We start from the raw sequence: 11896 nt of genomic DNA, 5'->3' as shown, positions 1-11896 counted from the left end.
CTGAATGCAACGCCTGCTCCTGCTCCGCTCGCACCCCGCGCTCAGAAGCGCGTGGATCGTCTGGCTCGTGATGGTCGCCGCGTCGACCCTCACCCGTCTGGTGCTCGCCACGCTCGCCTGGCAGGACCTCGACCTGAGCCCCGGCGCCGTCCTCGACATCCTGCTGCGCGGCACCGCCGCCGACATGCTGTTCGCGTTCGCCTGCGCCGCCCCGGTCCTGTTCGTGGGCGCGCTCGCGCACCGCGGGCGGGCGCCCGGACGCCTGCGGCGCGGCTGGCGGCTCGCGGTCACGACCGGCGTGGTGGCGGCGGTCGGCTTCTCGGCCGTTTCGGAGATCCTCTTCTGGGAAGAGTTCACCGCGCGGTTCAACTTCATCGCGGTCGACTACCTGATCTACACGAACGAGGTGATCGGCAACATCCGCGAGTCGTACCCGGTGGGGGCAATCCTCGCGGGCCTGGGCGCCGCGGGCCTGCTGATCGCCTGGCTGCTCGAGCGGCGCTCGGCGCGCCTGCAGGCGGCGGCCGGGCACCGCGGCTGGCCGTGGCCGATGCGCCTGGGCGTGGCCGCGGTGGCGGCCGTCTCGATGATCGGCGCAGGGCGCCTGGCCCTGGCGATCGACGCCTCGACCGGCAACGCGCGGTCGCTGCGCGCGAACACGGTCGACCAGGAGATCGCGCGAAACGGCGGCGTGGCCTTCCTGGCTGCCCTGCGCGACAACGCGCTGTCCTTCCGCCGCTTCTACGCCACGGTGGACCCCGCCCGGACCGACGAGCTGGCCGGGCCCTGGCCCCGGCAGCGGCACCTGCAGAAGGGCGAGGCGCGGCCGAAGCACGTCGTGGTGATCCAGGTCGAGAGCCTCAGCGCGAGCTTCCTCGGCAGCTTCGGCAATCCCCGCGGCCTGACCCCGAATCTCGACGCGCTGGCGCGCCAGGGGCTGTTGTTCTCCGAGCTGTACGCGATCGGCACCCGCACGGTGCGGGGACTCGAGGCCCTGTCGGTGGGCCTGCCGCCGCTGCCGGGGCAGTCGGTCGTGCGACGCCCCGAAGGCGAGGGCGTGCTCACGTTCGGCGCCGTGCTGCGCGAGCAGGGCTTCGAGACCAGCTTCCTCTACGGCGGCTACGGCTACTTCGACAACATGAACGCGTTCTTCGGCGGGAACGGCTACCAGGTCCTGGATCGCACGGCCATCCCCGACGAGCGCGTGGGATTCTCGACGATCTGGGGCGTGTCGGATGAATACTTGTTCGACTTCGCGCTGGAACGGATCGACCGGGCCGTCGCCGGCGGCAAGCGCCAGTTCTTCCACCTGATGACGACCTCCAACCACCGGCCCTACACCTATCCCGACGGGCGCATCGACATCCCGTCGAAGACCGGCCGCGACGGCGCGGTCAAGTACACCGACTGGGCGATCGGCCGCTTCATCGAGCAGGCGCGCAGCCGCCCGTATTTCGACGACACCCTGTTCGTGATCGTGGCCGATCACTGCGCCTCGGTGGCCGGCAAGACCCGCATCCCGCCCGACCGCTACCGCATACCGGCGATCTTCTACGCGCCGCGCTACCTCCAGCCCGCGGTGCACGACCGGATGGCCAGCCAGATCGACCTGGTGCCCACGTTGCTGTCGTGGCTGGGCTTCGACGACCACGGCCGATTCTTCGGGCAGGACCTGCTGTCGCCGGACGCGGTCGAAAGGGCCTGGCTCGGCAACTACCAGGAGGTCGGACGGCTCACCCCGGGCGCCCTCGGCACGCGCGACCTGGTGGTGCTCGCCCCGAAGCGCAGCGTCAGCCAGTACCGGATCGACGCCGACGGCAGCGCCCGTCCGGTGCCGGTGGACCCCGACAAGGCGGAGCACGCCATCGCGGACTACCAGTTCGCCGACTCGCTGCTGCGCGACGGCCGCCTTCGCGCCGCGCCGCCGGCGGGCGACGCGGCCCACGCGAGCCTCGGTCGCGAGGCGGTCGTCCGATGAGCGGCCCGCAGAATGCGGGGCGCGCCGCCCGCATGGTGCGTCCGCATCGCCCCGCGGTCGCCGTCTGGGGCCTCGCGCTGTGGCTGACCGTCGCAGGTAACCTGCCCCTGTGGCAGCGGCTGCACGAACTGACCGTCGGCTCTTCGCGGCAGCCCCTGCTGTTCGCCGGAATCGGCCTGCTGGTGGCCGGCGCGACCGCGGCGCTGCTGTCGCTGGCCGCCTGGCCGCGGGTGTTCCGGCCCGTGGCGAGCCTGCTGGCCGTGATCGCCGCGGTGAACAGCCACTTCATGTGGCAGTACGGGGCCGTGATCGACAGCACGATGCTCGCCAACGTGGTCAACACCGACGTGCGCGAGGTCCGCGACCTGATGTCGTGGTCGCTGCCGCTGACCGTGCTGCTCGTGGCCGGTCCGCCGCTCTGGTGGATCTGGCGGCGTCCGCTGCCGGCGCGGGCCTGGTTCCACCACGCGTGGCGCAACGCGGCCGGCGCGCTGTTCGGCATGGCGGTGGTGGCGGCCTCGGTGATGCTGGGCTTCCAGGATCTCGCGCCGCTCGTGCGCGAGCAGAAGTCGCTTCGCTACATGATCAACCCGCTCAACGCCGTCTACGCCGGCACCCGGCTGGCGCTGGACAGCCTTCCGGCGCAAACGAGATCGCTCGAGCCGGTCGGCGAAGACGCGAGGCTCGGCGCCAGCTACCACGCGCAGGCGCGGCCGCCGCTGCTGATGATCGTCGTCGGGGAAACCGCCAGGGCCCGGAACTGGGGGCTGAACGGCTACGCGCGCCAGACGACGCCCGCGCTGGCGCGCTGGCAGGCCGAAGGCGATCTGGTCAACTTCAGCAATGTCCGGTCCTGCGGCACGAACACCCACGTGTCGGTGCCCTGCATGTTCTCGCCGCTGACGCGCGAGGAGGGCGGGGACCGCGCGGCCGTGCACGAGAACCTGCTCGACGTGCTGCACCGGGCGGGGCTGGCCGTGCTGTGGATCGACAACCAGTCGGGCTGCAAGGGCGTGTGCGCGCGGGTGTCCGGCGTCACGATGCGCGACGCGCCGGTTCCCGGACTCTGCGACTCGGGCGAGTGCCTCGACGAGGCGATGCTCGAAGGGCTCGACGCGCGAATCGCGGCGCTGGAGCCGGAGCGCCGTGCCCGCGGCGTCGTGCTCGTCATGCACCAGATGGGCAGTCACGGGCCGGCCTATTTCAAGCGCACGCCCCCGGACCGCAAGCCCTTCCAGCCGGAATGCACGAACAACATGCTGTCGGACTGCCCGATCGAGCACGTGGTCAACGCCTACGACAACACGATCGCCGAGACCGACCGGTTCCTGGACCTGTCGCTGCGGTGGCTGCAGGCGCGCGCGGCGAGCGGCGCCTACGACACGGCCCTGTTGTACATGTCCGACCACGGCGAGTCGCTGGGCGAAGGCGGCCTGTACCTTCACGGCTTGCCGTTCGCGATCGCGCCCGCCGAGCAGATCGAGGTGCCGATGGTCGCGTGGCTTTCGCCCGGCATGCAGGCGCGAAGTCGCGCCAGCGTCGACTGCCTGCGCGCTCGCTCGGCCGAGCCGCTGTCGCACGACAACCTCTTTCACTCGGTGCTCGGGCTGATGCACATCGAGACCGGCGCCTACCGGCCGTCGCTCGATGCGCTGGCCCCCTGCTCGGCGGAACGCCCGGCCGCGATCGCGCTTGCGCGGCGTGGATAATGGAGCCTCGTCTTCCAGCGAGGATTCCCCGATGAGCCACGGCATCGCAGTGATCGGACTCGGCGTGATCGGACGCCGCATGCTCGACCAGACCCGCAACCGCAGCGACCTGGATGTCGTCGCCGCGTGGGACGTCAGCGACAAGGCGATGCGTGCGGCCGCGGCCGACTTCCCGGACGTGCCGCTCGCGGCCGACGCGCGCGCGGCGATCGAGGCGCCCGGCGTCGATCTCGTCTACGTGGGCACGCCGCCGGCTTTCCACCGCCAGTACGTCGAGATGGCGATCGCGGCCGGCCGCAAGGTGTTCTGCGAGAAGCCGCTCGCGGTCAGCCTGGCCGACGGCGAGGCGATCGTCAACGCGCTCGAGGCCTCGGGCACGGCCAACGGCGTCAATTACGTGTTCGCGTCGGCGCCGGCTGTCGCCGAGATGGAGTCGCGGCTGCACGCCGGCGCGATCGGCAGCCCGCGCGAAGTCGAGATCCGCCTGTTCTTCTCCCGCTGGCCCCGCGACTGGCAGGCCAACGCGGGCTGGCTGGCCTACCGGGAAGAGGGCGGCTTCGTGCGCGAGGTGCTCTCGCACTACGTGTACCTGCTGCGGCGCCTGCTCGGCCCGGCCGCGATCGAGTCGGCGACGATCGGCTGGCAGGAAGACCCGGCGCTCTGCGAACGCTCGGCGCTGGCGCGCTTGTCCTGCGGCGGCGTGCCGGTGCTGGTCAGCGCCTCGGCGGGCGCGGCCGGGCCCGACGTCGTCGAGTTCACGCTGCGCGGCGACACCGGCGCGCTGCGGCTGGAGAACTGGTTCGAGCTGTCTCAGAGCGACGGCGCGCGCTGGTCGAAATTGCCGCACGGCGGGCTGGGCCCCGACCGGCCGGATCCGCGCACCGCGGCCTACCAGTCGCAGCTCGACAGCCTGGCGAAGATGGCGCGCGGCGAGCCGCACCCGATTCCCGACGCAGGCGTGGCGCTCGAGGTGCAGAAGACGATCGAGGCCTTGCTGGCGAACTGACTCCGACCGGCCGCCGCCGGGTGGCCCTGTCCGGGCCTGCCCGGCGCGACCGGGCTCAGGCGAGCCGCGGCTTCACCTTCGACGCGGCCAGCTTCGCGTTGGCCCGCGCGGTGTCCACGTCGGCCGCGCGCGCCAGCGCAACGCCCATCCGGCGCTTCGCGAAGGACTCGGGCTTGCCGAACAGCCGCAGGTCGGTGCCCGGCACTGCCAGCGCCTCGGCCGCGCCCTCGAACACCAGCCACTTTCCCTCGACGCCGCCGTAGATCACCGCGCTGGCGCCGGGCGTGCGCAGCGACACGTCGACCGGCAGCCCGAGGATCGCGCGCGCGTGCAGCTCGAACTCGGACTGGTGCTGGGAGATCATCGTGACCATGCCGGTGTCGTGCGGTCGCGGGCTCACTTCCGAGAACCAGACCTGGTCGCCCTTCACGAACAGCTCGACGCCGAAGATGCCGGTGCCGCCGAGGTCGTCGGTGACCTTCTTGGCGATGTCGCGGGCGCGCTCGAGCGCCGCCGCGCTCATGGCCTGCGGCTGCCAGCTCTCCACGTAGTCGCCGGCCACCTGCACGTGGCCGATCGGGTCGCAGAAATGCGTGACGACCGCCCCGGACGCGTCGCGCGCGCGCACCGTGAGCAGCGTGATCTCGTAGTCGAAGTCGATCATCCCTTCGACGATGACCCGGCCGGCGTCGACCCGGCCGCCGGCAGCCGCGTACTTCCACGCGGCCTCCACGCCTTCCGGGCCGTCGACCTTCGACTGGCCCTTGCCCGAGGACGACATCACCGGCTTGACGAAGCAGGGATAGCCGATGCCCGGCTGGCCGTCGGTGCCGTCGATCGCGGCCTGCATCTCGGCCAGGCTGCTCGCGAAACGATAGGGCGAGGTCGGCAGGCCCAGGGTCTCGGCGGCCAGCCGGCGGATGCCCTCGCGGTTCATCGTGAGCCAGGCCGCACGCGCGGTCGGGATCACCCGGGCCGCGCCTTCCTTTTCCAGCTCGACCAGGGTGGGCGTGGCGATCGCCTCGATCTCGGGCACTACCAGGTCGGGCCTCTCGCTGGCGATCAGCTCGCGCAGCGCCTGGCCGTCGGTCATGTCGATGACGTGGGCGCGGTGCGCAACCTGGTGGCCCGGGGCATTCGGGTAGCGGTCCACCGCGATCACCTCGACACCGAGGCGCTGCAGCGCGATCACGACCTCCTTGCCGAGCTCGCCGGAGCCGAGCAGCATGACGCGGGTGGCCGAGGGGGACAGGGGGGTGCCGAGGACGGGCGGATGTTTCAGGGTCATGGCGTGAAGTCGATGGAAGTGGGCGTCGCCGCAGGCGAGCGGCCCGCGCCGGCGCGATCAGGCCGAAGGGATGAAGTCCGGGTCGCCCTGGTGCTTGCGCTCGAACTGGATGAATCCGTAATAGCCGCAGGTGCTGCCGTTCGGGTACTGGCGGCAGACGTCGGGCCGCGCCGCGTAGACCGTGCAGCGACGCTCCTTGCGCTCGAAGAAGCGGCAGATCGTGCCGTAGATCGCGTCCTTGTGGTGACGCAGGATCCGCTCGTCGCTGTCGTCGTCCTTGTAGCGGCGGGTGAACTTCTTCTCGGCTTCCTCGACGGGCAGCCCGAAGTGCTTCGCCAGCCGCTTCAGGTCCTTGTCCTTGACCTCAATGCGCGGGTAGCTGCAGCAGTAGCCGGGGCACTTCGAGCAGTCGTAGCGGATGCGGGGGGCTGGCGTGGGCATGGGTGGTCCGGGAAGGGCTGCGAGCTTGGAGCCGCGCCGCGCGCAGCGCGCGCGGGCCGCGCTCGAAAGCCGAAAGTGTAGCGCGGGCCGCGGCGCCGATCGCGCGTCCGCCGCCGGCCGATCGCGCGCCGGTCAGCGAAGCGCGCGCCGCAGCCTGCGCCGCAGCAGTCTCGACGGCGCGACCGCCGCGATCAGCTCGCGCTCGATCGGCGCCGGCTCGCCGCAGGCGAGCGCAGGCAGCAACTCGGCGGCAAGCGCCGCCCACAGCAGGCCGCGCGAGCCGTAGCCGAAGGCCCCGTACAGGCCGGGCGCCGCCGGGATCGGCAGCCTGTCGTTGCGCAGCAGCTCGTGCGCCATCGCGCGGGCGCCGGCCTCATCGGGCAGGGCGCCGATCGCGGGCAGCCGGTCGGCCAGCACGTAGCGGAAACCCACCGCGGCCGAGGTCGCGCCGGCGAGCATCGATTCGGGCTCGAGCTCGAGCATCCGGCCGAGCCGGCGCAGGTTGCCCAGGTCGTCGCGCGGATCGGGCAGCAGCGAGTCGCCTTCGTCGAAGCTGGCGCCGACCAGCACGCGGCCGTCGGGCGTGCCGGTCGGCGCCGCGTAGGCGTCGCCCCCGAGCACGGCGCGCAGGCCTGCCAGGCGCGGGTCGAGAAGGCAGGTCGTCTGGCCGCGGATCCGGCGAAGCGGCAGGCTGGCCAGCGCGCCGAGCCGGGCCGCGTCGCCGGCGTTGGCGAGCACGACCAGCGGGGCGCGCGCGATCGCGCGGCCGGAAGCGTCCTTCGCGAGCCACTCGCCGTCGGCCGGGTCCCGCTCCAGCGCCGCGACGCGCGCGCCGCCCCGGAATCGCACCGCCTCGCCGGCCCCGGCGAGCCAGGCCGAGATCGCCTCGGCCGGCGACAGCGCGGAGCAGCCCGGCAGCCACAGGCCGCCCCGCGGCAGCGCGACGCCGGCGAGGTCCGCCGCCTGGTCCCGATCGACCTGCCGCGCGAACCCGGCCGGGAAGCCGAGGCGGGCGAGCATCGCGGCGTTGCGCTGCGCGTCCCGAGCGTCGGCGTCGACGACCAGGCGCCCGATCGGCCGCATTCGCGCCGCGTCGTCGCGGCCCGCATGGCTGCCGCCGGCGCCGCGCTCGCCGTCCACGCAGCGGGCATCGCGAAGCAGGAGCGCCGCCCGGGTCAGGCGCGCGGTCGGATTGTCGTCGGGCGACAGGTGAAGATGGTCGGCGACCAGCGGCTGCAGCGAGCCTTCGCCGCCAGGCGAGGGCCGCGCATCGAGCAGCTCGACCGAGAAGCCGCGCCGCGCGAAGCCGGCGGCCGTCGCGGCACCGGCCAGCCCGGCCCCGATCACCGCCACGTGCCTGCGCGCGAGCGGCGCCGGCTCCTCGGGCGGCGGCCAGCTGCGCCAGCGCGGCGCCCAGGTCGCCTCGATCCGGTGGCGCTTGGTACCCACGCCGGGCACCCGCTCGACCGCGAAGCCGGCGGCGGCGAGCGCCTCACGGACCGGCGCGGCGGCCGACCAGGTGGCGAGCCTGGCGCCCGGCCGCGCGAGACGGGCCAGCGCGCGCATCAGCTCCGGCCGCCACATCGCCGGGTTGCGCGAGGGGGCGAAGCCGTCGAGATAGAAGGCGTCGGCCGCGACCTGCAGCCGCGGCACGATCCGCGCGGCGTCTCCGAAGGCCAGGGTCAGCGTGACCGCGCCGCCGGCGAAGCGCAGGCGGTGCAGCCCGGGCAGCGCGAGCGGCCAGCCGGCCAGCAGGGCGACCGGGTCGGCGGCGGGCGCCGCCTGCGACAGCGCGGCCAGGCCGCGAGCGAGGTCCTCGCGCGACAAGGGATGCGCCTCGACCGACACGAAGTGCAGCGAGCGGCTGCGCGCCGGATCCGCCCGCCACGCGGCGAGCGTGGCCAGGAAGTTCACGCCGAGCCCGAAGCCGAGCTCGAGCACGCAGAAGCGCTCGGCGCCGCGCCAGCGCTCGCGCAGGCGACAGCCGTCGACGAAGACCCCCTCGGCCTCCGTCCAGGCGCCGGCGCGGCTGCGAAAGACGTCGCGATAGACCGGATCGAAGGGCGAGCCGGACTCGTCGAAGGCCAGGCCGGGATGGGGCGCGAACGCGTCCGCGGCGAGCGGGCCGGCGGCCAGACCCTCGCGGGCGCCCGGAGCGGGCATTTCGTCGGAAAAGGGGGCGGACATCGTGCACGAGCGGCCGGAAAGTGGGGATGATATCGATCGTCCGCTGCCCCCACGCCAGTCCGCGCCGATCGATGCCCCTTCACGAAGCCCTGAGCCGCCCGCACCGCGCAGCGATGTCGCTCGCCCGCGAGATGCGGCTGTCCTACCTGCCGCCGCTGATGGTCTACATGGCGGCCGGCATCTCGGGGCTCACCGCGATCGTCGGCACTTTCTTCGTCAAGGAGTACCTCGGCCTCTCGGCCGAGTTCCTTGCCGCCCTCGGCTTCTGGGCCGGCCTGCCCTGGGCGCTCAAGATGCCGCTCGGTCACCTGGTCGACCTGATCTGGCGATGGAAGGGCTGGCTGGTGCTGGCCGGCGCGAGCCTGATCGCGGTCGAGCTGGTGGTGATGATCGGCCTGCTGGCCGATCCCGCCGCGATGGGCAGCGTGATGCCGGTCGAGGCCTGGTACGTGCTGGCCGTGCTGCTGTCGCCGATCGGCTACGTGATGCAGGACTGCGTGGCCGATGCGATGACCGTGGAAGCCGTGCCTCACCGCGACCCGGCCGGCGTGCCCTACGACGCGGACCGCCTCAAGGGCATGCACACCACGATGCAGACCCTGGGGCGCGTCGCGATCATCGGCGGCGGCATGCTGGTGGCGCTGCTCAACGTCGGCGTGCTGGGCGGGGTGGGCGAGCTGCCCGAGGCCGAGCGGGTCCGCGTCTACGTACTGCTACACGAGATCGCGCTGGCGATCCCGGCGATCTCGGTCAGCGGGGTCGTCTTCGCGTGGTGGCTGCGCCGGCGGGAGCGCTCGAAGCTGATCGCCGGCGGCCTGGCGCCCGCCGAGGCCGACGCCCGGCTCGCGGTCCAGGTCGAGCGTCCGCCGGTCAACTGGTGGGTGCTGGGCGGCGGGGCGGGCTTCGCCGCGCTGTCGCTGACCGTGGGCCTGGGCCACTTCCGCTGGGCGCAGGAGACCGTGTTCGCGGTGTCGATGGCGATCGTGCTCACGCTGATGTGGCGGCTCACGCGCGAGCTCGCGCCGCACGCCCGCCAGACCCTGCTCGGCACCGCGATCGTGATCTTCGTGTTCCGGGCGCTACCCACGCCGGGGGCGGGCCAGACCTGGTGGATGATCGACGTGCTGAAGTTCGACCAGCAATTCCTGGCGATCCTCTCCCTGATCGCCAGCGCGCTGACGCTGGCCGGCCTGTTCGTGTTCCGGCGATTCATGGCAGAGGCCTCGATCTACCGGATCGTGGCCATCCTGACCGTGGTCGGCGCGCTGCTCGCCGCGCCGATCATCGGCATGTACTACGGCCTGCACGAATGGACGGCCGCCCGGACCGGCGGCATCGTCAATGCGCACTTCATCGCCCTGGTGGACACCGCGCTGGAGTCGCCGCTGGGGCAGATCGCGATGGTCCCGATGCTGGCGTGGATCGCAAACAGCGCGCCCGAGAAACTGAAGGCGACCTTCTTCGCGGTGATGGCCTCGTTCACCAACCTGGCCTTGTCGGCCTCGCAGCTCGGCACCAAGTACCTGAACGAGGCCTTCGTCGTGACCCGCGAGGTCCGCAACACGGCCACCGGGGTCGTGACCGTGCCGGCCGACTATTCGCAGCTCGGCGACCTGATGCTGCTGACCGTGGCCCTGGCGCTGGTGCTGCCGTTCGTGGCGATCGCGCTGGTGAAGCTCGCCGGGCTGAAGAGCGGCTGAAAGAGAAGCGCGGACGCAGGCGGAGGGCTCAGCGCACCCTGAACTGCGTGCCCATGCCGCCGGCGTGGTGCTCCAGCACGTGACAGTGCAGCAGCCAGTCGCCCGGGTTGTCGGCGACGAAGGCGACTTGGAGCCGCTCGCCGGGCGCCATCAGCGAGGTGTCGCGCCACGGGCGATCCGGCACCGGCCGCCCGTCGCGTTCGAGCTCGCGCCAGCTGTGACCGTGCAGGTGGATCGGGTGCCACCAGGCGGTGTCGTTGTGGAATTCCAGCAGCACGGTGCGGCCGCGATCGGCGACGAACTCGAAACCGTGGCCGGCGCCGTGCTCGAGATGGGCATGGCCGTTGACGCTCCAGACCGGATCGGCCTCGCGATGCCCTTGCAGTCGGCGCTCGCGCCGCGCCGCCCTGGCCTCGGGCGTGTCGGCCGGCCAGCCGCGCCCCATCATGCCGCCGCCGAAGTCGATCGACACGCGTAGCGGATCGCGCAGGTCAGGCTCGGCGTGCGGGTTCGGGGCGATCGGCCTCGGCGCGTCGCGGCGCCCACCCGCCGCGCGACCGGCCACGGCGCCTGCATCGGGCACGCCCCTGTCGGCAACCAGGTCGACCAGACGCCAGGCCCTGCGGATCTGCGATACGTCGAGCACCCGCCAGGGGCCGCCCTCGCGCGGGATGTCGATGAGCAGGTCGGCGCGCATGCCGGGGCCGAGCATCAGCGAATGCTCGCCGGCGAGCCGGCGCGGCGCGGGCAGCGGCTGGCCGTCGAGCGTGAGCAGCCAGGGCGCCAGCCCCTCGAATCGCAGCCCGAAGATCCGGGCGTTGGCCGCGTTGACCAGCCGCAAGCGGATCCGCTCGCCGGGGCGCACCGCTTCGCGATCGGCCAGGCGCCCGTTGATCGTGACCGTGTTGCCGATGCGGCCGGCGTGCGACACGTCGCGAAAGGCGAGGAAGTCGTCGACGATCCGCGCCTGCTGGTCGAGCCGCCAGTCGTCGAGCAGCCAGACGATGTCGCGGTCGACCGCCGGCGGATCGGGCTCGTCGACGATCAGCACGCCGTGCAGGCCGCGATCGACCTGCTCGGGCGTCGAAAGATGCGGGTGGTACCAGTAGGTGCCGGCGTCGGCGGCCGCGAAGCGGTAGTCGAAGCGCGCGCCCGGCGCCACCGGCGCCTGGGTCAGCCCGGGCACGCCGTCCATCGCGTTCGGCACGCGGATGCCGTGCCAGTGGATCGTGGTCGGCTCGGGCAGCGCGTTGTCCAGCACGGCGGCGAGCGTGCCGCCCTGCGGCAGCCTGAGCAGCGGGCCCGGCACCTGCCCGTCGTACTGCCACACCTCGGTCGGCGGCGCGAGACTCCCGACCAGCGGAGCCTGCCCCGGCGCTGCCCGCAACCGGGCAGCCAGGACTCGCCCGGAGCCTGCCAATCCCGCTGCCGGGCCTGGCGACGGTCCCGAGCCGCCGCCGGGCGCGGCGCATCCCCCCAGCGCCGGCGCGCCGAGGCCGGGCAGGGCGAGGCAGGCGGCCAGAAGCTTGCGGCGGGCGGGCAGGGGTCGGGCATCTGCGTCGGGGCGGGAATCTCGGTGCTGGGCTG

General features: G+C 72.9%; 8 protein-coding genes. 4 read left to right on the top strand and 4 right to left on the bottom strand.

Going from position 1 to position 11896, the window contains the following annotated elements:
- Window positions 1–4 precede the first annotated feature (4 nt).
- The 3 genes from M6I34_RS02270 to M6I34_RS02260 are packed head-to-tail and all read left to right on the top strand — an operon-like array spanning window position 5 to window position 4693.
- Complete coding sequence (locus tag M6I34_RS02270; protein ID WP_272484098.1) at window positions 5–1978, top strand: LTA synthase family protein; 1974 nt, start codon at window positions 5–7, stop codon at window positions 1976–1978.
- On the top strand, window positions 1975–3687 hold the full coding sequence (locus tag M6I34_RS02265) for a phosphoethanolamine transferase (protein ID WP_272484097.1): 1713 nt from the start codon (window positions 1975–1977) through the stop codon (window positions 3685–3687). Before M6I34_RS02270 ends, M6I34_RS02265 begins: the two co-directional genes overlap by 4 nt.
- 31 nt (window positions 3688–3718) lie before the next feature.
- Window positions 3719–4693 (top strand): Gfo/Idh/MocA family protein, encoded by a 975-nt coding sequence (locus tag M6I34_RS02260; protein WP_272484096.1) that lies wholly within the window; start codon window positions 3719–3721, stop codon window positions 4691–4693.
- A gap of 55 nt (window positions 4694–4748) precedes the next feature.
- Here the strand turns inward: M6I34_RS02260 and purT are convergent, their stop codons facing one another.
- The 3 genes from purT to mnmC all read right to left on the bottom strand — a co-directional run bounded on the left by purT (window position 4749) and on the right by mnmC (window position 8609).
- The gene (purT, locus tag M6I34_RS02255) at window positions 4749–5981 is read right to left on the bottom strand and encodes a formate-dependent phosphoribosylglycinamide formyltransferase (RefSeq protein WP_272484095.1); all 1233 of its coding nucleotides are present in this window, start codon (window positions 5979–5981) and stop codon (window positions 4749–4751) included.
- Window positions 5982–6038: 57 nt separating this feature from the next.
- The gene (locus tag M6I34_RS02250) at window positions 6039–6422 is read right to left on the bottom strand and encodes a YkgJ family cysteine cluster protein (RefSeq protein WP_272484094.1); all 384 of its coding nucleotides are present in this window, start codon (window positions 6420–6422) and stop codon (window positions 6039–6041) included.
- 132 nt (window positions 6423–6554) lie between these two features.
- Window positions 6555–8609: a bifunctional tRNA (5-methylaminomethyl-2-thiouridine)(34)-methyltransferase MnmC2/FAD-dependent 5-carboxymethylaminomethyl-2-thiouridine(34) oxidoreductase MnmC1 gene (gene mnmC, locus M6I34_RS02245; RefSeq protein ID WP_272484093.1), complete on the bottom strand. Its 2055-nt coding sequence runs from the start codon at window positions 8607–8609 to the stop codon at window positions 6555–6557.
- 71 nt (window positions 8610–8680) lie between these two features.
- Between mnmC and M6I34_RS02240 the strand changes: the two genes are divergently transcribed.
- Window positions 8681–10309 carry an MFS transporter gene (locus M6I34_RS02240; protein WP_272484092.1) on the top strand — a complete coding sequence of 543 codons (1629 nt, stop codon included), beginning with the start codon at window positions 8681–8683 and terminating at the stop codon, window positions 10307–10309.
- A gap of 28 nt (window positions 10310–10337) precedes the next feature.
- On the opposite strand, the gene M6I34_RS02235 is transcribed toward M6I34_RS02240, so the two are convergent.
- Window positions 10338–11696 (bottom strand): multicopper oxidase family protein, encoded by a 1359-nt coding sequence (locus M6I34_RS02235; protein ID WP_272484091.1) that lies wholly within the window; start codon window positions 11694–11696, stop codon window positions 10338–10340.
- Window positions 11697–11896: the final 200 nt, after the last annotated feature.

The sequence above is a fragment of the Zeimonas sediminis genome, assembly GCF_023721795.1.
Taxonomy (GTDB): domain Bacteria; phylum Pseudomonadota; class Gammaproteobacteria; order Burkholderiales; family Burkholderiaceae_E; genus Zeimonas; species Zeimonas sediminis.
Note: the sequence above shows the minus strand (reverse complement) of the source record. Positions and strands in the feature narration are given on the sequence as shown.

What these genes read in the sequence shown, in the direction of transcription:
- purT (WP_272484095.1), bottom strand. Translation starts at nt 5,981, where the DNA reads ATGACCCTGAAACATCCGCCCGTCCTCGGCACCCCCCTGTCCCCCTCG.
- M6I34_RS02240 (WP_272484092.1), top strand. Translation starts at nt 8,681, where the DNA reads ATGCCCCTTCACGAAGCCCTGAGCCGCCCGCACCGCGCAGCGATGTCG.
- M6I34_RS02250 (WP_272484094.1), bottom strand. Translation starts at nt 6,422, where the DNA reads ATGCCCACGCCAGCCCCCCGCATCCGCTACGACTGCTCGAAGTGCCCC.
- mnmC (WP_272484093.1), bottom strand. Translation starts at nt 8,609, where the DNA reads ATGTCCGCCCCCTTTTCCGACGAAATGCCCGCTCCGGGCGCCCGCGAG.
- M6I34_RS02270 (WP_272484098.1), top strand. Translation starts at nt 5, where the DNA reads ATGCAACGCCTGCTCCTGCTCCGCTCGCACCCCGCGCTCAGAAGCGCG.
- M6I34_RS02265 (WP_272484097.1), top strand. Translation starts at nt 1,975, where the DNA reads ATGAGCGGCCCGCAGAATGCGGGGCGCGCCGCCCGCATGGTGCGTCCG.
- M6I34_RS02260 (WP_272484096.1), top strand. Translation starts at nt 3,719, where the DNA reads ATGAGCCACGGCATCGCAGTGATCGGACTCGGCGTGATCGGACGCCGC.